Below are 22,060 nucleotides of genomic sequence, written 5' to 3' on the forward strand. Positions count from 1 at the left end.
ACTTCTTGAATTGCAGAGGATTATCGGATAGAAATGGTGTGAATGAGAAACTATGGACGGCATCAGCTTGTGCTCGCAATGTTAACCAAAACTGGTAATATTATTAGCAATCAGACTTGATTTATCGCAAATATACCTAAAATATTCCTATAACTCGCCTTGAAATTTGGTAGTTTCGATTATTTTTTGTAATTTTGCAGCGTTTTATAATTAGAAAGAAGTCGAATTCAAAATAGATAATTAATGGCTGAAACAAAGAAAATCAAGACAGCGTTGGTGTCTGTCTTCCACAAAGATGGCTTGGATGAGTTGCTCGCCAAGTTGAACGAAGAGGGTGTTAAATTCTTGAGCACTGGTGGTACTCAGAAATTTATCGAATCTTTGGGTTATGAATGTCAGAAAGTAGAGGATGTAACCACATATCCATCAATCCTTGGTGGTCGTGTGAAAACTCTTCACCCAAAAATATTTGGAGGAATCTTGGCTCGCCGCGACAATGAGGGTGACCAGGAGCAGATGAAGGAATTTGAAATTCCAAGCATCGACCTCGTTATCGTAGATTTGTATCCATTCGAGCAGACTGTAGCAAGTGGTGCCAGCGATGCTGATATTATCGAGAAGATTGATATCGGTGGTATTTCTTTGATCCGTGCAGGTGCAAAGAACTTCAAGGATGTAGTCATCGTTCCAAGCAAGGCTGAGTACAGTGTGCTTCTTGATATTCTCAAGCAGAAGGGTGCAGAGACTGATATCGAAGACCGCAAGATGTTCGCAGAGCGTGCCTTTGGTGTAAGTTCTCACTATGATACTGCAATCCACGCTTGGTTTGCTAAGTAAAAAAGCTTCTCTTCTTGCTCTCATATTGTGAGGCGAGAAGATGGCTGCAAAAGATAGATTTTAAGCTTAAAATAATAGATTTTACATTAGAAAATGGGATTTTTTTCATTTATTCAGGAAATCGCAATGGACTTAGGTACCGCCAATACCATCATTATCAGTGATGATAAGATTGTAGTGGACGAACCTTCTGTTGTGGCACTTGACCGTCGTACCGACAAGATGATTGCGGTGGGAGAGAAGGCTAAGATGATGTACGAGAAGACTCATGACAACATCCGTACAATCCGTCCTTTGCGCGATGGTGTTATTGCCGACTTTACCGCTTGCGAGCAGATGATGCGTGGACTCATCAAGATGGTTCACACGGGTAGTCGTCTGTTCTCCCCATCACTCCGTATGGTTATCGGAGTTCCTTCTGGTTCTACTGAGGTGGAACTTCGTGCAGTGCGCGATTCTGCAGAACATGCAGATGGCCGTGATGTTTACTTGATTTTTGAGCCAATGGCTGCAGCTATCGGTATCGGTATCGATGTAGAGGCACCTGAAGGCAATATGATAGTTGATATAGGTGGTGGTTCTACCGAGATTGCAGTGATTTCTCTGGGTGGTATTGTTTCCAACAATTCTATCCGTACTGCAGGTGATGATCTTACTGCTGATATCCAGGAATATATGAGCCGCCAGCACAATGTGAAGGTTTCTGAGCGTATGGCTGAGCGTATCAAGATTCATGTAGGTTCTGCCTTGACAGATCTTGGTGATGAGGCTCCTGAGGATTTCATCGTTCATGGTCCTAACCGTATTACAGCCCTTCCAATGGAGGTTCCTGTATGTTATCAGGAAATTGCTCACTGTTTGGATAAGACTGTAGCGAAGATTGAGAATGCTGTGCTTTCTGCACTCGAAAATACTCCTCCTGAGCTTTATGCTGATATCGTAAAGAATGGTATCTGGCTCTCTGGTGGTGGTGCTTTGCTCCGTGGTCTCGACAAGCGACTCCAGGATAAGATCAATATCCCATTCCACATCGCAGAAGACCCATTGCACAGTGTAGCTAAGGGTGCTGGTATTGCATTGAAAAATGTAGATCGTTTCTCTTTCTTGATGCGATAAATAGTTTCATCAAAGAGAGATAATAATATATAAGGTGAAAAGATAGATAAAGAGATGGAATCCTCCTCGCTCGAGGAGGAGATCATCTCTTTTTAAGTCATAATGGTTTAATACATTGAGCGGATTAAGGCGTAAAATGAATTAAATCAGGATGGGTTGACTCATCATGGGTGAGTCTTATGATAGCTTTTCTCCTGCATGTTGATATTCTACATGTTTTTTTCATTTACATGTTAATTTACTAAAAGTATGCACAACCTTTTAGAGTTTTTGGCAAAATATAACCATTGGTTTGTCTTTGTGATTCTTGAGGTGGTGAGTTTTGTGCTCCTGTTTCAGTACAACAGTTACCAGGGTAGCGTATGGTTCTCATCGGCTAATGCCGTGACGGGCAAACTCTACGAATGGGATTCCAATGTGGAAACCTTTTTCTCACTCACCAAGGTAAATCAGGAACTGACCCAACGCAATGCTTACCTGGAACAGCAGGTGCAGCAGCTCTCCGAGAAATTGACTGATGCTACCAAGGACAGTACCTTTGCGCAGCGTAGCCAGATGAGTCTGTTGCAGTCATATCATCTGATTCCTGCCAAGGTGGTTGCCAATAGCATAGATAAGCCGGGCAACCTGATGACTATCGACAAGGGTAGGGCTGATGGTGTACGCAAGGATATGGGTGTGGTTTGCGGTACGGGTGTGGTTGGCATCGTGTATCTGGTAGCAGAACATTATAGCGTGCTGATTCCTGTACTCAATATAAAGTCTAACATCAGTTGCACCATCAAAAACAGAGGTTATTTTGGTTATCTTCGTTGGAAAGGTGGTCCTTCTGAATATGCTTATATGGAGGATGTTCCTCGTCATGCTCATTTCAAGTTGGGCGATTATGTAGTGACGAGTGGCTACTCTGCTGTCTTCCCTCCAGGTGTGTTGGTAGGAAAGGTGCTGCACGTATTCAATTCCGCGGATGGTCTTTCGTATCGGGTACAGTTGAAACTCTCTACTGATTTTGCCAAGCTGCGTGACGTCTGTGTCATCGATGATGCGCCTATGCGTGAGCGTCTCGAACTGATGAGAGCGGCTCAGGATTCCATCAAACCGGATTAAAATAGCCTGTATTCCTGATGCATGGAATGAGGCAAAATGGAAATGGTTATTCAAATATTTAAATTTCTAATTTTAACTAATGAGTATAGAACAAGTAAGACGATTTGTGCTGTTTGTAGTACTCTTGTTGGTACAAGGACTGGTGCTCAATCATATTCATCTCTTCGATTGTGCCACACCATTGATCTACATCATCCTGGTGCTGCATTTTCGCAGAAACCAGTCCAGATGGTCGGCTCTTCTCTGGAGTTTTTCCCTCGGACTCTGTGTTGATGTCTTTGCCAATACCCCAGGTGTGGCAGCTGCTTCTATGACGCTCATGGGACTGGTTCAGCCTTATCTCTTCGAAATTTTCATACCGAGAGACAGTGCTGACGATCTGGAACCAACCATCCGCAGCATTGGTGTTTCTTCCTTTTTCTGGTATGTTTTCATCATGATTCTGCTCTATTGCTTGGTATTCTTCACATTGGAGACCTTCAATTTCTTCAATTGGATCCAGTGGCTCAAGTGTATTGGGGGCAGTACCCTGCTCACTTACTTGCTGGTTATGGCATTGGAAAGTATTAAAAAATAGAAGGACTTCAGGGGTTCACTGTGCAAATCTTGAATCTCCTGAATTTCAGGACAATCAATAAGGATAGGAAATATGATAGATTATAATCTCGAAAAGCGTAGATTTGTGATAGGTGGTGTGGCCATAGTAATAGTGGTCACCTATCTGATTCGTCTCTTTACGCTCCAGATTATGAGCGACGACTATAAGAAAAATGCCGATAGTAATGCCTTCCTCAAGCAGATAGAATATCCTTCGAGAGGTGCCATCTACGACCGCAATGGCAAGCTGATGGTTTACAACCAGCCTTCCTATGACATCATGGTAGTGATGAACGAAGAGAAGAATCGTCTCGACACAATGGACTTCTGTAATGCCTTAGGTATTACCAAGGAATTTTTCATCAAGCGTATGGAAGATATCAAGGACAGAAGTAAGAATCCTGGATATTCCAGATATACGCAACAGCTCTTCATGACTCAGTTGAGCGATAAGGATTTTAGCGTGTTCCAGGAAAAGATGTTCCGTTTTCCTGGCTTCTATGTGCAGAAACGAAGCATCCGAGAATATACTTATCCTTATGCAGCCCATGTGCTGGGTGATGTGGGAGAGGTTTCGGAAAGCGATATAGAGGATGATAGCTATTATCAGCCAGGTGACTACATCGGTAAACTCGGTCTGGAAAAGCATTATGAAAAAGAATTGCGCGGACAGAAGGGTGTGAAAATCATGCTTCGTGATGCCCGAGGTAGAATACAAGGCAGTTATCAGAACGGAAAGTTCGACCAGAAACCTATCGCAGGTAAGGATCTGACGCTCGGTATTGATGTAAAATTACAGGCGTTGGGTGAGCGACTCATGCAGGGTAAAATCGGTAGTATCGTAGCTATTGATCCGCGCACGGGAGAGGTGCTGGCTATGGTTTCTTCTCCTACTTACGACCCTCGTCGTCTGGTGGGCAAACAGCGTGGAAAGATGCACAAGTGGCTGTCTCACAATCCGTGGAAACCACTCCTCAACCGTAGTATCATGGGTCAGTATCCTCCGGGTTCTACCTTCAAGACTACGCAGGCGCTTACTTTCCTTTCTGAGGGAATTATCACGCCAGGTACGGCTTTCCCTTGCCATAGAGGTTTCTCTTACAGGGGGCTCCACGTAGGTTGTCACGGCCATCCATCGCCTATCGCTCTGGTGGATGCTATCAGTACTTCTTGTAACGGTTATTTCTGTTGGGGACTTTACTATATGATGGGTAATAAGCGTAAGTACCATTCCGTACAGACCGCTATGGACACCTGGCGCGACTATATGAAGAGTATGGGATTCGGATATAAGTTGGGCATTGACTTGCCTGGTGAAAAGCGAGGTCTTATTCCTAATGCTGCCTATTATGACAAGGCTTATAAAGGCTCATGGAACGGATTGACCATTATCAGTATCTCCATCGGACAGGGTGAGGTCAACCTGACCCCTCTGCAAATAGCCAACCTGGGTGCAACGATAGCCAACCGTGGTTATTACTACGTGCCTCATGTAGTACGTAAGGTAAAGGGCGAACCGCTCGATACACTTTATACCCGACGCCATCAGACGATGGCTACTCGAAGGGCTTATGATTACGTAGTGGCAGGTATGAGAAGTTCAGCTTTGAGAGGAACCTGTAAGATGCTTGCCCGATACGACTTTGAACCTTGTGGTAAGACGGGTACTGCGCAGAACCGTGGTCATGACCACTCTGTATTCATGGGCTTCGCACCAATGAACAATCCAAAGATTGCCATTGCCGTATATGTAGAGAATGGTGGATGGGGCGCTGATTATGGTGTGCCTATCGGCGGATTGATGATGGAACAATATTTGAAAGGTAAATTGTCGCCAGCTTCTGAAAGTCAGGCGACGGCAATGCAAAATAGAAGAATCGCTTATGGCTCAAGTAGCAGATAATAGACAACCAAGTGTGCTTCGTTCCATCGACTGGTGGACGATAGGTATTTATCTTGCACTGCTTTCATTCGGATGGATCAGTGTCTGTGGTGCCAGCTACACTTATGGTGACAATGATATTTTCAGTCTGGGTACTCGTTCGGGCATGCAGATTATCTGGATAGGTACTTCGATCGCATTAGGCTTTGTACTCCTGATGCTCGACGACAGGTTTTACGATACCTTCTCGTATGTGATTTATGCCGTCTTGATATTGTTGCTTTTTGCCACGATATTCAATCCGCATAGCATCAAGGGTTCGCATTCCTGGCTTGTGTTAGGTCCGCTCCGACTCCAGCCCGCCGAGTTTGGTAAGTTTGCCACGGCACTCGCCGTAGCTAAGTTTATGTCGAGTTATGGTTTTAATATCCACAACATCAAGCATTTCATGGCTGCAGTGGGTATTATCCTGCTCCCAATGGTGTGCATTGTAGGACAGAGAGAGACGGGTTCAGCATTGGTCTATTCAGCCTTTTTCCTCATGCTCTATCGCGAGGGAATGCCCGGAAGCATCCTCTTTACGGCTGTGGCCATGGTGGTCTATTTCGTAGTAGGCATCAAGTATGAGAATGTGATGATGTGGGACTCCTATACTTCCATCGGTAAGTTTGTGGTGCTTTTGCTGGTGCAGATATTTACGGCAGGTATGGTCAGTTCCTATACGGGTAATAAGAAACATTGTTATACGATTCTTGCATATACTGTCGGCATTACGCTCATCTTCCTGCTCTTCTCCACCTATGTGATTCCTTTCGACATCGTTTGGGTTCAACTCGGTTTGTGTGCAGCCATGATTGGCTATATCGTTTATCAGGCATTGGCAACCCGATTGCGCAGTTATTATTTCATAGCTGCCTTCGCCTTGGGTTCTATAGCTTTCTTCTACTCAGCCGATTATGTGCTCAACAATGTGATGGAACCTCACCAGCGTGTACGTATCAATGTACTTTTAGGCTTGGATGAAGACTTGGCTGGTGCAGGTTACAATGTTCATCAGAGTGAGATTGCTATCGGATCTGGTGGCTTGCAAGGTAAGGGATTCCTGAACGGAACGCAGACCAAGCTGAAGTTCGTGCCAGAGCAGGATACTGACTTTATCTTCTGTACGGTAGGAGAGGAGGAAGGATTCCTCGGCTCGGCCTGTGTGCTTCTGCTCTTCCTGGCATTGATATTGAGGTTGATTCATCTGGCAGAGCGGCAACCCTTCAAGTTTGGACGAGTCTATGGTTATTGTGTTCTGAGTGTGTTCCTCTTTCATCTGTTTATCAATGTGGGCATGGTGCTGGGTCTCACTCCTGTCATTGGTATTCCTTTGCCATTCTTCAGTTATGGCGGTAGTTCGCTTTGGGGTTTCACCATCCTGCTTTTCATTTTCCTAAGGATTGATGCAGGACGAAATCTGATAAGAAACTAAAATATGTAGAGATTAAACTGGAAAGAAAGCAGAGATAAGCTTGGAAAGAAGCAGAGATTAAACTTGGTAAGAATGCGAAGTATTAGATAAAATCTGTGTAATCTGCGAAATCTTCGTGAAAAAATCGTAAAAGAGAAGTCCCCCTTGAAGTTCCTCTGTGATGTTGAGAACTTTCAAGGGGGATTTCTCTTTAATGTTTCACGACTTTTAATCCAATATCACTGATGCCTGGCAGAATCTCTCGTTTCATGTCATGGCGGATGGTGACGTGGATAGAGTCGTTTTTGTTCAATTGATAAACGTTGATGGGGAAGTTATATTGATAATAACTGATTCCTTGTCCTGTCGTAGCTCCGTTTTTGTCGATGAGCTTGCATTGGATAGTATCTATCTTCACTGTTTTTTCTTTCCTGTTGTGGCTGTCGGGGTAGATGCTCTGTTCTACGATGAGGGTCAGTCCCATAAAAGGATAAGCACCTGTGATGCGAAGTCCTAAATGTTCCTGATAGTACCCCGATGCTGCCAATGGTGGAATATCAAACGACAAGGTGTCGTTTTTTTCCCATCCGGCAATAGGAGTATGAGAATACGAATCGTAAACCATTGAATCCTTGCAGGATGAGAAAAAGTTTAAAGCAGTGAATGTACCTATTATTAATAAGGTATAGAATAGTTTCTTCATTATCTTATATTACCTTTCTTACCTTTTTTATATTATCATTCCTTACTTTATGTTATTCTTGATTGCCACTTGGGTTGTTGTTTCTGTCTCCCTGAGGTCTTTCCCCCTGCTGGCGATTGTCTCTCTGAGGTCTTTCCCCCTGCTGGCGATTGTCTCTCTGAGGTCTTTCTCCCTGCTGGCGATTGTCTCTCTGAGGTCTTTCTCCCTGCTGGCGATTATTTCTCTGAGGTCTCTCTCCCTGCTGGCGATTATTTCTCTGAGGTCTCTCTCCCTGCTGGCGATTATTTCTCTGAGGTCTCTGACCGCGGTTTCGATTATCATTGCGTCGATTCTCTCTATTTCCGTCACGTTCCTCAGGTGCAGATGCTGTATTTGGAATATCGGCATTTTGCTGCTGTGGCGCATTTTGCTGCTGAGCATTTTCGCCATTAACGGCTTTGTTGCGATTCTTATTATTCTTTTTCTTTCGCTTTGCCTTGTCAAAACGGCTTAGGTCTGCTTCTGCAAGCAAGTCTGCAGATTTTGGTTTCTCTTTCACCTTACCGTCTTCCAATAAACTCAAAGGCTTTTCGCCCTGACGGTTCATTGCTATGATTTCTTGAGCTCGTTCTGCTGTAATCGTTTCGAGGTTGGAAGCCATATTCTTATCTGAAGAATAGGTGATAAGACCTGCAAGAATATCTGTCTTAAACTGGTAGAAATCTCCGTCAGCTGTTTGCAGAATAATATCCTTGGCAGGAATTTTCTTGCCTGCTTCCACATAGTTATCTACCTCATAGTTGAGACAGCATTTGAGTTTTGCACACATGCCAGCCAATTTCTGAGGGTTGAGAGAAATGTCCTGGAAGCGGGCTGCGTTTGTACTTACACTCACAAAGTTTTTCATCCAAGTGGCACAACAGAGCTCGCGTCCGCAAGGTCCTGTACCACCGATGCGTCCTGCTTCCTGTCTTGCTCCAATTTGTTTCATTTCGATGCGCACATGGAAAGTATCTGCCAAAACCTTGATGAGTTGTCGGAAATCGACACGCTCGTCGGCAATATAATAGAAGATAGCTTTGTTTCCGTCTCCCTGATATTCCACATCGCCAATCTTCATCTTCAGTCCAAGATCTTTCGCAATCTGTCGGCTCTGAATCATGGTGCCGTGCTCACGGCTCTTGGCTTCCTTGCACTTCTCGATATCTACAGGTTTGGCAATTCGATAGATGCGCTTGATGTCATCTGCAGATTTGAGATTGGCTTTCTTGATTTGCAATTTCACCAATCTTCCTGTAAGAGTAACCACACCAATGTCATGGCCAGGACTTGCCTCCACCGCCACGACATCCCCTTTTTTCAGGTCGAGGTTGTTGACGTTGTGATAATATGCCTTTCGGGTGTTCTTAAACTGCACTTCCACAAGGTCTGTGCTTTCGGCATTGCCAGGCACATCGGCAAGCCAGTCGTATGTGTTCAGTTGTCGGTCTTGGCGTCCTACTGCCTTGCAGCAGAGACCTCGGTCGCAACCATTCCACATTCTGAATTTCATATCCTTGTAATCCACAATAATCTGATTTTAATAGTGTATATTGTATGATGTATATGTTGTATTGTACAAATTCTCTATGTACAATGAATATTTCTTATCTGATAATCGTCTTTACTGACTCTTGATTCCGCATTCTTCAACCATTATTTTCTGATGAGCAATACGATGATTTTGAGAGCCAGATCGAAAAAGACTATTTTGGCATTGGCATTTTGCCCAATATCCCTTTTGCATTCATCGAAGAGGTTGAATATATCGATGATATTAGCCTCGTTGATGAAACGGGCGAAATTCTTGGCGAAATTCTCTTCCTCTTGCGTCATGTAAATCAGTTCTTCCTGCCGGAAATTGTACATGAAACTTTCTCTGAGCATGTGCGTGAAATAATCAAGCATACGTTTCTGTTTTTCTCGTCCGAAAGTAGCTACTACTTCGCTCCATTTTTTGAGGTCGTGGATATTGCGCATGTAGGCAAGTCGCATGAGCATGATAAACATGTCCAGATGCTGCCTGTTCTCATTGCCGGCATTGAGTTCTTCGATCGCCGCATTCCAGTTGCCATGTGCGATGCGTGCGATGCGATGGGCATTCTCTTGCTCTAATCCTCTTCTGCTGATGAGTGCTTCTTCCATCTCTTCATCAGAAATCTTCTTGAAATCGATTCTTTGAGTACGGCTTCTGATGGTTTCGAGGAGCAATTCCGGTTCTTCACTCACCATGATGAAGTAGGTCTTGGCAGGCGGTTCTTCCAGAAGTTTCAATATCTTGTTGGCACTCGTAATATTCATGCGCTCAGGAAGCCAGATGAGGCTTACCTTATTGCCTCCGAGTACCGACTTGAAATTGAGCTTGCGGGAGATTTCGTCAGTCTCTTCTACAGTAATGATAGCCTGCTTGTTGAAGTCTGCATCATTTTTCCCCATTTTCCTCATCCATTGGTCGATCTGGAAGTAAGGACCTTCGGCAAGCAATTCTCGCCATTGGGTAATGAAGTCGTCGCTGATAGGCTTGTGTTCACTTCCCATATCAGATGTTTTGATGGTAGGGAAGGTGAAATGGAGGTCTGGATGTTCCCATTTCTTGAGCATGGCACTGGTACGGCGTTCAGCGTCTGTAGGAGTAGAAGCATTCTCTTCCATTTTTTCTCCCATCAGATAGCTGGCGAAAGCCAAAGCTACAGCCATCTTGCCGCAGCCTTTAGGACCGCAGAACATGATGGCATGAGGAATACGTTCTTCCTCTGCCATCTGCATCAGTCGTGCCCATACTTCTTTCTGACCTATTACTTCGCTAAACTTCATATTATAGTATTTTTTGTAGGAGTAAACTCCGTTTTCTTATTTTATATCTTTTCTATTTAAAACGTTTAAACCAACTTCTTTTTTTACCAATTCCTTTTATATAAAGAATTTTATTATTTAGTTCATGTTTCTAAAACGTCTTTAGCGTTTTTTGAAATCTCTCGCTTAAAACAGAGTCTTTGCGATTTGTTTAACACTCTCCACAGCGGAGACGGTGAAGAAATGAACATTATTGTAACCGTGCTCGAAGAGGTCTTTCACTTGAGCAGTTGTCCATTCAATACCAAGTTCTTTTGCGTCTTCATCAGTCTTACACTTCAAGACTTCCTGTGCCAGTTCCTCTGGAATGTCGCAATGGAAAGTCTTAGGTACAACGGTAAGTTGTGACAGTTTTGCGAAAGGCTTGATGGCAGGAATGATAGGTATGGTGATACCCATTTTTCTTGCCTTTTCCACGAAATCATAGAATTTCTGATTGTCGTAGAAGAGTTGGGTTACAGCATAGGCTGCGCCCAATTGTTGTTTCTCCAGGAGGTGCTGCATGTCCATCTCTAGATTTGGAGCTTCCTCATGCTTCTCCGGATAGCAAGCTACGCCACAGCAGAATTTTTCTCCCGGGTGTTTGATAGGAGTACCATCCATGAAGAAGCCATCATTGAATTGGTTGACTTGCTTCAAGAGGTCTGTAGCATGCATGTGACCATTTGCGGTCGGTGTAAACTGGCGGTCATCCTTCGCCTTGTCTCCACGCAGTACGAGGAGATTTGAAATGCCTAAGAACTGGAGGTCGAGCAGTTCATACTCGATATCTTCCTTGCTGGCTCCACTACAAATGACATGAGGAATAACCGGAATGTCGTATTTGTTTTGGATGGCACCTGCAATCGCAACTGTACCTGGGCGGCGACGCACACGCTGGCGGGTAAGCAAGCCGTTGTCCAACTCCTTATAGACAAACTCGCTGTGGTGCGTGGTGATATTTATAAATCGAGGGTTAAATTCCTTCAGGGCATCGATGGTGCGGAAGAGTGCTGCCGTACCATTTCCCTTCAATGGAGGAAGAACCTCAAATGAAAAACCTTTCTCTTGGGCCCCGTTATTCAGAAATTCTGTTATGTTCATCTTCTTTATTTCTTTTTGTAATGTAGGGTGTAATTTGAATGTTGAATAGACTCTGAGGACCTTACTTTTGCGGATGACAAAGCGTATAGCCCTATTTGTTTGCAAAAATACAAAAAAATAGGCTGAAAGACGAAAAAATAAGGAGCAAAACGAAAAAATAAGGAGCAAAAATGAAAAAATATGGGGAAAAATGAAAGATGGACGTAATATTTTTAAGAATCATGTAATATTTGTGGAAAAATAGCGTACTAAATATAGTATTTACAAACTATTCTAAAACAGATACAATTTAAACCTAAAAAATATGGAACAGAATCAAAATGGCTCTAAAGCCTATCTTATCTCAATTGTGATGGTCGCCGTATTGGGTGGCTTGCTCTTCGGTTATGATACCGCAGTAATTTCGGGTGCCGAAAAAGGATTGCAAGCTTTCTTCAAGGGCGCAAGTGATTTCGAATACACGGATTTCATGCACGGATTTACATCATCAAGTGCATTGATCGGTTGTATCATCGGTAGTGCTCTTTCTGGTCTCTTCGCCAGTAATTTAGGACAATACCATTCGTGGCGCTGCTGTTGCCATCGCAGTTGCCTTCCAGTGGATCTTCAACTTTATTGTCAGCTCAACCTTCGTTCCGCTGTTTAATATGCATTTGGTGGAAGGAGATGATTTCGGTCATTGGTTTACCTATGGTCTTTATGGAGCCATCTGTATTTGTGCAGCCCTCTTTGTGTGGAAACTTGTGCCAGAGACAAAGGGAAAGAGCCTGGAGGATATGAGTAAACTCTGGAGAAAGGAATAATGCTATAAAGGAAACAATACTTTAGAGGAAACAATGCATTAAAGTAAAGTGTTTTAATGTAAAGATGGCTTTAAAACATTTATGATCAGTAAAAAGACGAGGCGCAAGCATCTTCACGATGGTTGCGCCTCTTTACGTTTTTATATTTTATATAAGAGAGTATTAACTATGCATATATTTGATAGTTTAATTCTTTTCTTGATAATATTTTTATTGTTTTGATGTCACTTTATTGCGACAAGCAAAACTTACAATTGGCTGTGAATTTATAGAATTCTTAATGTAGTTGGTCTGTGCGCCATCTACAAAGATGTAGGAGAGAATGAATGGGAAATAGATTTTTCTAGTTGACCAACCACAACTGCCTGCATAGTATGGGTGGGCAGAGAAAATCAATACAACCTTATGTTCTTTAGCATCTGAACCGTATGTAAGATTGAGGTTGATAGGACTTGGACAAGCATAAAAATATGCTTGGTTTGTCGGACTGTTTGGTAAAACCATGTACTTTCCTGCCACGGTCTTGTCTTCTACCTTGCTGATGGCTTCCTTCAATTCAGGATTAGAGATGTGCTCGGCAAGTTTCTTGATAGGGAAGTTGCTGATGGTAAATGTACTATCATTACGCATACTGAAATAGCATGATGTCTCTACAGAATCTGCCTGATTCTTTACGTTAGCATCATTCTTGTGATCGAATAAGAGTACCAGATTAGAATAAGAACCAGCCATTTTCGTTTGGTAAGCATCTTGCTGCTCCTTTGTAAGATAGCTGTAGCCGTTATCATCACCTGTATTACATGAAGTGAAAGTTAGTGCTGTGAACAATACAGCAACTAAAGATAGCAATGTAATTTTTTTCATTTTCTTATGTTTAATTGTTATTATACTATTTTCCTACTTTTTTGATAAAGAATTTGGTTGGGAATATATGATTCTTTTTTATTCTTTCCATTGTTATAAACCCCCAAAAACAAGAATCTTGCATTAGATAGCGGTTAATTAATGTTAATAATATTTTTCTGTCTATTTTCTTGCTTAATTAGAAAACATTATGTACCTTTGCATGTGTAATAATGTGGTAGTGTAAACCTAAGCTTATAGATATAAGAATTGAGTAAACATGGATTATAGCGCAACACAAAAATATTGGTTGTATCTTCGCCCCAATTGCCGGAGAGAATTGAAGGTGAGAGATTATTTCGACAGCAGAGGGACAGAGTGTTTTGTGCCTATGCATAAAGTTGTGAGGGTAATTCATGGAAAAGAGATACTCATGGATGTTCCTGTCATGGGAAATATGGTCTTTGTCAAGACTTCTTATGAAAATATGTTGGAAGCAAAGTCTGCACTCGAAGCTTTGGGAATACCAGTCATGCTTCGCATGGATTCCGTTCATCATACTCGTCCCATTATCATTCCAGACAAGCAGATGGAAGATTTTATCAGGGTTTGCAATGATCAGTTCAGCCGTTTTGTAGATGGACGTTATTCTGATAATCTTGAAAAGAACGATTATGTAGAGATTATTTCCGGACGATTTGCCGGGGTACGTGGTTATTATGCCAGACCCTTCAAGGACAAGTGTGTGGTATGTGTGGTAGAAGGACTTGCTGTCTGCACAACGTATATTCCTGCTTATGCATTGAAAATCATAGAAAAAGGAAAATAAAAGTAGTTGGGGACTTGTGGTTTTTCGGTAAATGATATTTTTAATAATTAGGTAAACTAAAATAATCAGTATGAAAAAGTTAAATAAGTTTGTGTTGAAATCTCTTGTATTGCTCTTTGCATTCTCTATTGCTGTGAGTTGTGGAGAGAGCAAGTCAAACCAGAAAGTCTTGTTTGATAAGATTGTTTCTAAAGCAGGCAAGACGGTTTCTGAAATAGACAAGACTGCTTCTGAGATAGACAAGGCGGTTTCTGAAATAAATCAGGTGGCTTCTGAAGCAAACCAGTCTTCCTCGAAAACAAGTGGAACTTCTGTAGCAGAAGGTAATTATGATGGTTTGGAAATTCCTGTTTATACGAGGGGCACCTTGTCGGAAACCATCAGAAAGCGCTATTCCTATACCGTTTCTTACAATCATGAGATGAAAAATCCTAATTGGGTAGCTTGGACAATCTCTGCAGAGCATGCTTCTGGTAAAGTACAGCGTATGGCTTTTCAGGATGATGAAGATATGCCTGATCCCAAGGGCTATCTGTCTGATTATTATAATAGCGGGTATGATAGAGGTCACATGTGTCCTGCTGCTGATAATAAATGGAGTGAGAAAGCTATGGAAGATTGTTTCTTGATTACCAATATGTGTCCACAGGATAATGGGTTGAATCGTGGTATGTGGAATAGTATTGAGCAGCAATGCCGTTCGTGGGCTGTAAAATACGGAAAGGTCTATGTGGTATGTGGTCCTATTTATTTGAATCAGCAGCATCGCAAAATAGGAAAGAATAAAGTCGTTGTTCCTGAGGCTTTCTTTAAGGTAGTCCTACGTATGGGGGATTATCCTCAAGCTATTGGCTTTATCTGTAGAAACCAGTCTCAAAAAGGAAGGAAAAAGACAGACTTTGTCAATTCTATCGATGAAGTAGAGCGAATTACTGGCTACGATTTCTTCTCTAAATTGCCTGATAATATAGAGAATAAGGTGGAAGCCAAAGCGGATATAAATGAATGGTAATAAGTCTGTATCAGAAAAATAGAATGATGATAAAAAAAGACTTCCAAAATATTGGAAGTCTTTTTTAGGATTGTGACTCGCATGGGGCTCGAACCCATGACCCCAACATTAAAAGTGTTGTGCTCTACCAGCTGAGCTAGCGAGTCAATCTCCAACTTTATGTTTCAAAAGCGAGTGCAAAGGTATAGCTTTTTTTTGAATCCACCAAATAAAAAGCAGATTTTTTGTAAAAAACTCGCATTTTTCTCGTTTTTCTTTACTTTTTATTCCTCAGAAGGCACTTTGGAAGGCGTTTTCAGTTCATTGGCGGCTTCTTCCGGAGCCTGGTAGTTTTCATAATGAGGCTTCTCTCTGGTCACATATCTCTGCCAATAGGCGATGAGAAGTGTGGTAAGAGGAAGGGCTACGATCAAGCCAATGAATCCTAATAAAGCACCCCATACAGAAAGACTCAAGAGCAAAATGGCAGGATTCAGTCCCATTGCCTTACCCATAATCTTAGGTGTCACCACCATGTCGGTTATAATCTGTACTACACAGAATACCAGGAAGGCTAATCCGAAGACCAACCAGAAGTTCTGGCCCGTATCTGCCGCCTTGAGCATGGCAAGGAAAGCAGTAGGGATGAGTGCAAAGGTATGGAGGTATGGTACTAAGTCCATGATTCCAATCAGGATGCCCAAACCTATAGCCATTGGAAAACCGATAATCGTAAATCCGATACAGAACATGATGCCCATGCATAATGCCACCATTCCCTGACCACGAATATAGTTATTCATTTCGCGTTCTACATCCTTCATCAGTTCTTGCCAGAAAGGACGGCTCTTTTTAGGGAAGATTCGTATCCAATTGGCGGTAAGGGTTTCATAATCGAGCAGGATAAAGAACATATATAATAATGTAATCATCGAAGCGATGATGCTCAGAATGATATTTGCTGTTTGTCCTACTACGGAGAAAACCTTAGGCATGGCACTCTTGATGGCATCGGAAAAATCCTTGCTCTTCATGAATTTCTCTATTTGCCCCTGATTCTCCTGTATCCAGTCCTTGATGAGCGCAGTGAGGTTGTTGGTATGGGTGGTCTGGTGCAGCCACTTAGTCAGCACATCGCCCAGTTTGTCAAACTGGTCAATCATAGGAGGGATAATCATCCAGATAACTCCACCGATGACACCAATGGCAAGCAGCATGGCTATGATGATAGACAAAGCTCTCACCTTAACGTGCAACTTGTTTTCTATGAACTTGACTACAGGATAAAGTAAGTAAGCGAAAAACCAAGCGATGAAGAATGGTAAGAGTACGCTACTTAAATAGTTGGTAACAAAGAGCACAGCTCCTATTATGAGCACAATGCCTGTCCAACGGATAAATTTGTCAAATGTGATTTCCTTTGCCATAAGTATTATATAATAATGTAGAGTTAGGCATGATTCCTTGGAGAATTTTAATCTTCTCCTTTCAGTGCTTTCTGGTAACATTCTCGACACAAAGGCTCATATTCGTCTTTTTCGCCGAGCAGAACTCTTCGCTCATTGTTCACCAGACGATGGCTTACGTAAGCCAAGGCGCCACACTTCACGCAGATGGCATGCACTTTGGTAACCTCGTCTGCGATGGCACACAAGGCAGGAATCGGGCCGAAAGGAACTCCCTTGAAGTCCATATCCAATCCGGCAACGATGACTCTGATGCCACGGTTAGCCAGTTCGTTGCAAACTTCAACGAGCCCTTTGTCAAAAAACTGGGCTTCATCAATACCGACCACATCGATGTCTGAAGCCAATAAGAGCAAAGACCCAGAGGATTCAATTGGAGTTGACCGGATAGAGTTCTGGTCATGGCTCACAACTTCTTCATCTGAGTAGCGCGTATCGATGGAAGGTTTGAAGATTTCCACCTTCTGCTTGGCGAACTTTGCTCGCTTCATTCTTCGGATTAATTCTTCTGTTTTGCCAGAGAACATAGATCCGCACACCACTTCAATTCTGCCGGGACGGTGTGTCTCCCCAAGTAGATTTTCTGTCATTTCGTGGCAAAATTAGCAATAAGGTTTTAAAAAATGCAAAGAAAATCGTTTTTTTTTTGCTTAGAAAGATTATTTAACTACATTTGTACCCCGTATGGGCATATTATATATCGTACCGACTCCTGTTGGCAATATGGAGGACATGACAATGCGAGCTATCAGAGTCTTGAAAGAAGCTGATTTGATTCTCGCCGAGGACACTCGAACATCGAGCGTCCTACTGAAGCATTTCGACATCAAAAACAGATTGATGGCGCATCATAAGTTTAATGAACATGGCACTTCGGCTTCTGTTGTAGAACGCTTGAAGGCGGGGGAGACCATAGCTCTCATCTCGGATGCTGGTACTCCTGGAATCAGCGATCCCGGCTTTTATTTGGCACGTGAGGCTGCTAAAGCGGGGATAACCGTTCAGACTTTGCCTGGTCCTACGGCCTGCATTCCTGCCATTGTCTCATCTGGTTTACCTTGTGACAGATTCTGTTTCGAGGGCTTTATTCCCCAAAAGAAGGGGAGACAGACTTATCTGGAGTCTTTACAAAATGAAACTCGCACGATGATTTTCTATGAATCGCCTTATCGTGTGGTGAAGACCTTGCAGCAGTTTGCTGAGGTATTTGGTGAAGACAGACAAGTAAGTTGCTGCCGTGAAATCTCAAAGATACACGAAGAAAGTGTCAGAGGTACTTTGGCAGAAGTGATTGCTCATTTTGAGGAAGTGGAGCCAAGAGGCGAGTTCGTAATTGTGCTTGCCGGTAAGGATCCTAAGCAACTTAAGGAAGAAATGAAAGAAAAGCGACGTGAAGAACGTAAAATGAATAAGTATCAAAATTAAAAGGAGAAAGATTATGAAAAAATTATTTTTTATCGTCTGCTGCGCGGCCTTGTTAGTAACTGGTTGTAAGGATGGAAAAAACAGTCCGGAATCGGCTAATGTGCATCTTGCAGATTCGCTCAATGAGGTAATTGCTCAAAGAGATAGTGAGATTAATGACATGATGGGTACCTTCAATGAGGTTCAGGAAGGTCTTCGCCAGATTAGCGAGGCTGAGGGACGTGTTGCTTTGGCTAAGAACGGAGAGGGTACAAGCAGTAAGCAGAAGATGAAAGAAGATATACAGTTCATCGCTGCTCAAATGAAAAAGAACAAAGAGCTGATTGCAAAACTTCAGAAGAAATTGGAAGGCAGTTCTTTGAACGCTACTCAGTTGAAGAAGACTATCGAGGGTCTTCAGGCTCAGTTGGTAGAGAAGGAGAAGCAGCTTCAGGCTCTCCGTGAGGAATTGGACAAGAAGGATATTCATATCATGGAACTCGATGAGTCTGTCAATAATTTGAATACCAATGTCAGCAACTTGAAGAATGAAAGTCAGAAGAAGACTGAGACTATCAATGCACAGGACAAGCAGCTGAATACAGCTTGGTATGTATTTGGTACAAAGAAGGAATTGAAGGGTCAGCGTATCTTAGAGAACGGCAAGGTGATGAATGGTAATTTCAATAAGAATTACTTCACCAAGATTGATATCCGTAATACTACAGAAATCAGGCTCTACTCTAAGTCTGCTAAATTGATGACAGCTCATCCATCAAGCAGTTATACACTGGTACGTGATGCCAATAAGCAGTACACATTGCGCATTACTAATCCACATATTTTCTGGAGCACCAGCAAGTATCTGGTTGTGCTTGTTAAATAAGGATTATACAGAAAATGAAGGAGTTTTGATTCCTTCGTGTTATTCATAAAATCTCGGCATAAATGTGGGAAGCGTTATTGTTTTCCATATTTATGCCGAATTCTTTTATTCTTTCGAGTTCTTTTTATTCTTTCGAGTTCTTTTTATCGAAAATCTTTCAGACGAATCTCTTCAGTTGAATTCTTCTTGTCCAGCTTCTTGTACCGACTCTTTATCTTTTTCTTCCGAAAAAATCCTGCATGAGCAATCTGCATTCTTCTTCCAATACACCTGAAGTGACTGTCGTTTTGGGATGCAGAGCGTTGGGAGCAAATTTGGAGTAACCTCTTTTCTCATCAGCTGCGCCATAGACGACTCTGGATATTTGAGCCCATCCGATAGCTCCTGCGCACATTACGCAAGGTTCTACCGTAACGTAGAGCGTACAGTCTTTCAGATATTTACCGCCAAGCATATTGGCTCCTGATGTAATAGCTTGCATTTCTGCATGTGCTGTTACATCGCAAAGCATTTCTGTCAGATTATGGGCACGGGATATGATTCTGTCTCTGCATACGATGATGGCTCCTACCGGAATCTCATCCTCCTCGAAGGCTTTTTGTGCTTCGAGTATTGCTTTCTTCATGTATTCCTCGTCTTTTTTCTTTTGTTCTTCCATATTGTCTTTTTTGTGATTTCCTGTCTGTTTTTATCTGATTTCTTACAGGCTTTCTTTTTTTAAACAAAGATTTCCCTGCTGTTTTGGGTGCAAAATTAATGGAAAAGCGAGATAAAACAAAATAATATAAAACCTTTTTTGAAAGAAACCGTTTTGTTCTTAAAAAAAAGCAATAAAAAGTTTGACGTTAAAAGGAAAAGTGTTATTTTTGCAAATAAATTATGCTTCATGGCTCATGCAGCATATAAAAGAATGAAATGACGAATTGGTATAGATATGGCAGAACATAATGAATTGGGTAAGTGGGGTGAAGATGAAGCTGCCCGTTTCCTGCAACGGAAGGGATTTACTATTCTTGAGCGGGATTGGAGAGTAGGGAAGCGAGACTTGGATATCATCGCCTTGAAAGAAGATGGCAAATTACTCGTCTTTGTAGAAGTAAAAACCCGCCGGAATGATGTATATCTGCAACCAGAGGAAGCCGTCAATACTACCAAAATGCGTAATATTGCTATTGCTGCTAATGCATACGTAAAACAGAATATGATTGATTGCGAGATTCGCTTTGATATTATTTCTGTTATCGGTATGCGTCCTCATGTTGAGAGTATTGACTGGATAGAGGATGCTTTCAACCCCTTACTCCTATAAGTAATATGGGTTATACTATTTTGTCTCTCTTGAAAGCTAAATGCCACTATTATTAATATAAGGTGAAATGAAAACAAAAATTATAAGATTAGAAGAGATTGACTCTACCAATCGGTATCTTAAAAATTATCGTGAGGAGGGTGATGAAGAAATGATTGTCGCTGTTGCTGACTATCAGGCGGCTGGTAAAGGACAGGGTACGCATACCTGGGAAAGTGAAAAAGGGAAAAACCTGCTTTTCAGTATCAAGGTGTATCCTCATTGGATTCCTGTGCGTCGCCAGTTTGTCTTGTCTATGGCTGGTGCTCTTGCTGTCAAGGATGCATTGGATTCTTATGTGGAGAACATCACATTGAAATGGCCTAATGATGTCTATTGGAACGATCAGAAAATCAGTGGTACGCTGATAGAAAATACAATCGACTCCAAGGGCATCAAGAGTTGTGTTTTTGGCATAGGATTAAATGTCAATCAGCTTGTCTTTCATAGTGATGCTCCTAATCCGGTTTCCTTAGCTCAGATTCTTGGACATGAGGTGGATCGTGATGAAGTCTTGAAGAAAATCCTTGATGGATTCGAAAAGTATTATGAATTGCTGCGCCGTGCAGACTATATGGACGTGTCGGGAATCTATCATTTGTCTCTGTATCGCAGAAAGGGCTTCCATCCTTATCGGGATGCAGATGGTGAATTTGAAGGCGCCTTGGTTGAGGTTGAGGATGATGGCCATTTGATTTTGCATGATAGACAGGGAAGAATCCGTTCGTATGCTTTTGGCGAAATCAGTATTGTCAGGGAATAAAGCAACTCTAAGAATAGTAGGAAAAAACGTAAATTATTAATTTTAATTCATATAAAACATGGCTAAGTTTAAAAGAATCCTTTTGAAATTGAGCGGTGAAAGCTTGATGGGTAAACAGAGTTTCGGTATTGATCCGGAGCGTCTTAGTGATTATGCAAAACAAATCAAGGAAGTACATGAAATGGGAGTTCAGATAGGTATCGTCATTGGTGGTGGTAATATCTTCCGTGGATTGAGTGGAAGCCAAAAGGGTTTCGACCGTGTCAAAGGTGACCAGATGGGTATGTGTGCTACGGTCATCAACTCTCTTGCCTTGAGTAGTGCGCTTGGAGCTTTGGGCGTAAAGAACAAAGTGCTTACGGCTATCCGTATGGAACCAATCGGTGAGTTCTATACCAAGTGGAAGGCTATTGAGGCTATGGAGGAGGGTTATATTTGTATCTTCTCTGCTGGTACTGGTAGCCCTTACTTTACTACTGATACCGGTTCTTCTCTGCGTGGTATTGAAATAGAGGCAGACGTGATGCTGAAAGGTACACGTGTAGATGGTATATATACTGCAGATCCAGAGAAGGATCCTACTGCTACTAAGTTCTCTGATATTACTTACGATGAGATTTATACGAAGGGATTGAAGGTAATGGACCTTACTGCAACAACGATGTGCAAGGAGAATAATCTCCCTATCTATGTATTCAATATGGATGTCGTAGGTAACTTGAAAAAGGTAATGGATGGTGAGGAGATTGGTACCTTAGTACACAATTAATTCCTTTATTCCATTCTTTTCCTTGTATGAAAATGAGGGTGTGTCATAATTCCATGACGCACCCTCCGATGTGAAAGCAATTCCTCAAAGTGAGCACATATATATGCTCTCTAACGAAGCGTTTCTTCATTCATTTTTAATGCTTGGCTGTATATCTATCCAACCGGCAATTGGCATTAGCAAAAGGTTATATAGCCAACCCCACAATAAAGTACTAAATTAACCGCTTTATGTAAGAAAATGCAGAATATATTTGCTTTTTGTACATTTTGCACAAAGATTTATATAAAAATGATCTGTTTTTTTGCA

At 42.1% G+C, this 22,060-nt stretch carries 22 protein-coding genes, 1 tRNA gene and 1 pseudogene; 15 read left to right on the top strand and 9 right to left on the bottom strand.

Annotation, left to right across the window (positions count from 1 at the left end; genetic code table 11):
- The first annotated feature begins 243 nt into the window (after positions 1–243).
- From DW917_RS06180 to rodA, 6 genes are all read left to right on the top strand, one after another.
- Positions 244–837, top strand: coding sequence for an IMP cyclohydrolase (locus DW917_RS06180; RefSeq protein WP_118117170.1), 594 nt, complete (start codon positions 244–246; stop codon positions 835–837).
- Between the two features lie 93 nt (positions 838–930).
- Entirely contained in the window at positions 931–1,953 is a 1,023-nt protein-coding gene (locus tag DW917_RS06185) for a rod shape-determining protein (protein WP_006847875.1), read from the top strand.
- A gap of 249 nt (positions 1,954–2,202) precedes the next feature.
- Positions 2,203–3,060 (top strand): rod shape-determining protein MreC, encoded by an 858-nt coding sequence (gene mreC / locus DW917_RS06190; protein ID WP_118117171.1) that lies wholly within the window; start codon positions 2,203–2,205, stop codon positions 3,058–3,060.
- Between the two features lie 79 nt (positions 3,061–3,139).
- A complete protein-coding gene (mreD, locus tag DW917_RS06195; protein WP_118117172.1) occupies positions 3,140–3,637 on the top strand; it encodes a rod shape-determining protein MreD in 498 nt (165 codons plus the stop codon).
- 72 nt (positions 3,638–3,709) lie between these two features.
- On the top strand, positions 3,710–5,560 hold the full coding sequence (gene mrdA / locus DW917_RS06200) for a penicillin-binding protein 2 (RefSeq protein ID WP_022110050.1): 1,851 nt from the start codon (positions 3,710–3,712) through the stop codon (positions 5,558–5,560).
- Positions 5,541–7,013, top strand: coding sequence for a rod shape-determining protein RodA (rodA, locus tag DW917_RS06205; RefSeq protein WP_022110051.1), 1,473 nt, complete (start codon positions 5,541–5,543; stop codon positions 7,011–7,013). The genes mrdA and rodA overlap by 20 nt, the downstream gene beginning before the upstream one ends.
- A 190-nt stretch (positions 7,014–7,203) precedes the next feature.
- On the opposite strand, the gene DW917_RS06210 is transcribed toward rodA, so the two are convergent.
- The 4 genes from DW917_RS06210 to DW917_RS06225 form a co-directional block, all read right to left on the bottom strand.
- The gene (locus tag DW917_RS06210; RefSeq protein ID WP_022110052.1) at positions 7,204–7,695 is read right to left on the bottom strand and encodes a gliding motility lipoprotein GldH; all 492 of its coding nucleotides are present in this window, start codon (positions 7,693–7,695) and stop codon (positions 7,204–7,206) included.
- A 52-nt stretch (positions 7,696–7,747) separates the two neighbouring features.
- A complete protein-coding gene (gene ricT / locus DW917_RS06215; RefSeq protein WP_199545495.1) occupies positions 7,748–9,226 on the bottom strand; it encodes a regulatory iron-sulfur-containing complex subunit RicT in 1,479 nt (492 codons plus the stop codon).
- Between the two features lie 143 nt (positions 9,227–9,369).
- On the bottom strand, positions 9,370–10,527 hold the full coding sequence (locus DW917_RS06220; RefSeq protein ID WP_118117174.1) for a DNA polymerase III subunit delta: 1,158 nt from the start codon (positions 10,525–10,527) through the stop codon (positions 9,370–9,372).
- 165 nt (positions 10,528–10,692) lie between these two features.
- On the bottom strand, positions 10,693–11,649 hold the full coding sequence (locus DW917_RS06225) for a methylenetetrahydrofolate reductase (RefSeq protein WP_118117175.1): 957 nt from the start codon (positions 11,647–11,649) through the stop codon (positions 10,693–10,695).
- A gap of 352 nt (positions 11,650–12,001) precedes the next feature.
- On the opposite strand from DW917_RS06225, the gene DW917_RS18125 reads away from it, so the two are divergent.
- Together DW917_RS18125 and DW917_RS18130 are read left to right on the top strand one after the other, a co-directional pair.
- Positions 12,002–12,295: an MFS transporter gene (locus DW917_RS18125; RefSeq protein ID WP_370453519.1), complete on the top strand. Its 294-nt coding sequence runs from the start codon at positions 12,002–12,004 to the stop codon at positions 12,293–12,295.
- Positions 12,204–12,452, top strand: a pseudogene (locus DW917_RS18130) (MFS transporter); the annotation flags it as partial. The gene DW917_RS18125 and the pseudogene DW917_RS18130, both read left to right, overlap by 92 nt.
- A gap of 210 nt (positions 12,453–12,662) precedes the next feature.
- On the opposite strand, the gene DW917_RS06235 reads toward DW917_RS18130, so the two are convergent.
- Positions 12,663–13,316 (bottom strand): DUF4840 domain-containing protein, encoded by a 654-nt coding sequence (locus DW917_RS06235; protein ID WP_118117176.1) that lies wholly within the window; start codon positions 13,314–13,316, stop codon positions 12,663–12,665.
- Between the two features lie 259 nt (positions 13,317–13,575).
- Here DW917_RS06235 and DW917_RS06240 point away from each other — a divergent pair, with 259 nt between their 5' ends.
- Together DW917_RS06240 and DW917_RS06245 are read left to right on the top strand one after the other, a co-directional pair.
- Positions 13,576–14,124, top strand: coding sequence for a UpxY family transcription antiterminator (locus tag DW917_RS06240; protein WP_118117177.1), 549 nt, complete (start codon positions 13,576–13,578; stop codon positions 14,122–14,124).
- A 70-nt stretch (positions 14,125–14,194) separates the two neighbouring features.
- A complete protein-coding gene (locus DW917_RS06245) occupies positions 14,195–15,136 on the top strand; it encodes a DNA/RNA non-specific endonuclease (RefSeq protein ID WP_118117178.1) in 942 nt (313 codons plus the stop codon).
- 73 nt (positions 15,137–15,209) lie between these two features.
- Here the strand turns inward: DW917_RS06245 and DW917_RS06250 are convergent.
- From DW917_RS06250 to DW917_RS06260, 3 genes are all read right to left on the bottom strand, one after another.
- Positions 15,210–15,282, bottom strand: a tRNA-Lys gene (locus DW917_RS06250).
- 117 nt (positions 15,283–15,399) lie between these two features.
- Complete coding sequence (locus DW917_RS06255; RefSeq protein WP_118117179.1) at positions 15,400–16,542, bottom strand: AI-2E family transporter; 1,143 nt, start codon at positions 16,540–16,542, stop codon at positions 15,400–15,402.
- 47 nt (positions 16,543–16,589) lie between these two features.
- A complete protein-coding gene (locus DW917_RS06260; RefSeq protein WP_118117180.1) occupies positions 16,590–17,171 on the bottom strand; it encodes a thymidine kinase in 582 nt (193 codons plus the stop codon).
- Positions 17,172–17,265: 94 nt separating this feature from the next.
- Between DW917_RS06260 and rsmI the strand changes: the two genes are divergently transcribed.
- Both rsmI and DW917_RS06270 read left to right on the top strand, forming a co-directional pair.
- On the top strand, positions 17,266–18,006 hold the full coding sequence (rsmI, locus tag DW917_RS06265; protein ID WP_022110061.1) for a 16S rRNA (cytidine(1402)-2'-O)-methyltransferase: 741 nt from the start codon (positions 17,266–17,268) through the stop codon (positions 18,004–18,006).
- A 13-nt stretch (positions 18,007–18,019) separates the two neighbouring features.
- On the top strand, positions 18,020–18,871 hold the full coding sequence (locus DW917_RS06270; RefSeq protein ID WP_118117181.1) for a hypothetical protein: 852 nt from the start codon (positions 18,020–18,022) through the stop codon (positions 18,869–18,871).
- A 211-nt stretch (positions 18,872–19,082) separates the two neighbouring features.
- Here DW917_RS06270 and DW917_RS06275 read toward each other — a convergent pair whose 3' ends face one another.
- Positions 19,083–19,529 carry a nucleoside deaminase gene (locus DW917_RS06275; RefSeq protein ID WP_022110063.1) on the bottom strand — a complete coding sequence of 149 codons (447 nt, stop codon included), beginning with the start codon at positions 19,527–19,529 and terminating at the stop codon, positions 19,083–19,085.
- A 276-nt stretch (positions 19,530–19,805) separates the two neighbouring features.
- Here DW917_RS06275 and DW917_RS06280 point away from each other — a divergent pair, with 276 nt between their 5' ends.
- The 3 genes from DW917_RS06280 (at position 19,806) to pyrH (ending at position 21,751) form a co-directional block, all read left to right on the top strand.
- Positions 19,806–20,180 (top strand): YraN family protein, encoded by a 375-nt coding sequence (locus DW917_RS06280; RefSeq protein ID WP_022110064.1) that lies wholly within the window; start codon positions 19,806–19,808, stop codon positions 20,178–20,180.
- Positions 20,181–20,247: 67 nt separating this feature from the next.
- Complete coding sequence (locus DW917_RS06285; protein WP_022110065.1) at positions 20,248–20,982, top strand: biotin--[acetyl-CoA-carboxylase] ligase; 735 nt, start codon at positions 20,248–20,250, stop codon at positions 20,980–20,982.
- A 58-nt stretch (positions 20,983–21,040) separates the two neighbouring features.
- Positions 21,041–21,751 carry a UMP kinase gene (pyrH, locus tag DW917_RS06290; RefSeq protein ID WP_118117182.1) on the top strand — a complete coding sequence of 237 codons (711 nt, stop codon included), beginning with the start codon at positions 21,041–21,043 and terminating at the stop codon, positions 21,749–21,751.
- The last annotated feature ends 309 nt before the right edge of the window (positions 21,752–22,060 follow it).

The sequence above is a fragment of the Prevotella sp. AM42-24 genome (genome assembly GCF_003461825.1).
Taxonomy (GTDB): domain Bacteria; phylum Bacteroidota; class Bacteroidia; order Bacteroidales; family Bacteroidaceae; genus Prevotella; species Prevotella hominis.

What these genes read in the sequence shown, in the direction of transcription:
- rsmI (WP_022110061.1), top strand. Translation starts at nt 17,266, where the DNA reads ATGGGCATATTATATATCGTACCGACTCCTGTTGGCAATATGGAGGAC.
- DW917_RS06180 (WP_118117170.1), top strand. Translation starts at nt 244, where the DNA reads ATGGCTGAAACAAAGAAAATCAAGACAGCGTTGGTGTCTGTCTTCCAC.
- DW917_RS06270 (WP_118117181.1), top strand. Translation starts at nt 18,020, where the DNA reads ATGAAAAAATTATTTTTTATCGTCTGCTGCGCGGCCTTGTTAGTAACT.
- DW917_RS06235 (WP_118117176.1), bottom strand. Translation starts at nt 13,316, where the DNA reads ATGAAAAAAATTACATTGCTATCTTTAGTTGCTGTATTGTTCACAGCA.
- DW917_RS06245 (WP_118117178.1), top strand. Translation starts at nt 14,195, where the DNA reads ATGAAAAAGTTAAATAAGTTTGTGTTGAAATCTCTTGTATTGCTCTTT.
- DW917_RS06240 (WP_118117177.1), top strand. Translation starts at nt 13,576, where the DNA reads ATGGATTATAGCGCAACACAAAAATATTGGTTGTATCTTCGCCCCAAT.
- mrdA (WP_022110050.1), top strand. Translation starts at nt 3,710, where the DNA reads ATGATAGATTATAATCTCGAAAAGCGTAGATTTGTGATAGGTGGTGTG.
- DW917_RS06255 (WP_118117179.1), bottom strand. Translation starts at nt 16,542, where the DNA reads ATGGCAAAGGAAATCACATTTGACAAATTTATCCGTTGGACAGGCATT.
- pyrH (WP_118117182.1), top strand. Translation starts at nt 21,041, where the DNA reads ATGGCTAAGTTTAAAAGAATCCTTTTGAAATTGAGCGGTGAAAGCTTG.
- mreC (WP_118117171.1), top strand. Translation starts at nt 2,203, where the DNA reads ATGCACAACCTTTTAGAGTTTTTGGCAAAATATAACCATTGGTTTGTC.
- ricT (WP_199545495.1), bottom strand. Translation starts at nt 9,226, where the DNA reads ATGAAATTCAGAATGTGGAATGGTTGCGACCGAGGTCTCTGCTGCAAG.
- DW917_RS06225 (WP_118117175.1), bottom strand. Translation starts at nt 11,649, where the DNA reads ATGAACATAACAGAATTTCTGAATAACGGGGCCCAAGAGAAAGGTTTT.
- DW917_RS06285 (WP_022110065.1), top strand. Translation starts at nt 20,248, where the DNA reads ATGAAAACAAAAATTATAAGATTAGAAGAGATTGACTCTACCAATCGG.
- DW917_RS18125 (WP_370453519.1), top strand. Translation starts at nt 12,002, where the DNA reads ATGGTCGCCGTATTGGGTGGCTTGCTCTTCGGTTATGATACCGCAGTA.
- DW917_RS06280 (WP_022110064.1), top strand. Translation starts at nt 19,806, where the DNA reads ATGGCAGAACATAATGAATTGGGTAAGTGGGGTGAAGATGAAGCTGCC.
- DW917_RS06220 (WP_118117174.1), bottom strand. Translation starts at nt 10,527, where the DNA reads ATGAAGTTTAGCGAAGTAATAGGTCAGAAAGAAGTATGGGCACGACTG.
- DW917_RS06275 (WP_022110063.1), bottom strand. Translation starts at nt 19,529, where the DNA reads ATGGAAGAACAAAAGAAAAAAGACGAGGAATACATGAAGAAAGCAATA.
- mreD (WP_118117172.1), top strand. Translation starts at nt 3,140, where the DNA reads ATGAGTATAGAACAAGTAAGACGATTTGTGCTGTTTGTAGTACTCTTG.
- DW917_RS06260 (WP_118117180.1), bottom strand. Translation starts at nt 17,171, where the DNA reads ATGACAGAAAATCTACTTGGGGAGACACACCGTCCCGGCAGAATTGAA.
- DW917_RS06185 (WP_006847875.1), top strand. Translation starts at nt 931, where the DNA reads ATGGGATTTTTTTCATTTATTCAGGAAATCGCAATGGACTTAGGTACC.
- DW917_RS06210 (WP_022110052.1), bottom strand. Translation starts at nt 7,695, where the DNA reads ATGAAGAAACTATTCTATACCTTATTAATAATAGGTACATTCACTGCT.
- rodA (WP_022110051.1), top strand. Translation starts at nt 5,541, where the DNA reads ATGGCTCAAGTAGCAGATAATAGACAACCAAGTGTGCTTCGTTCCATC.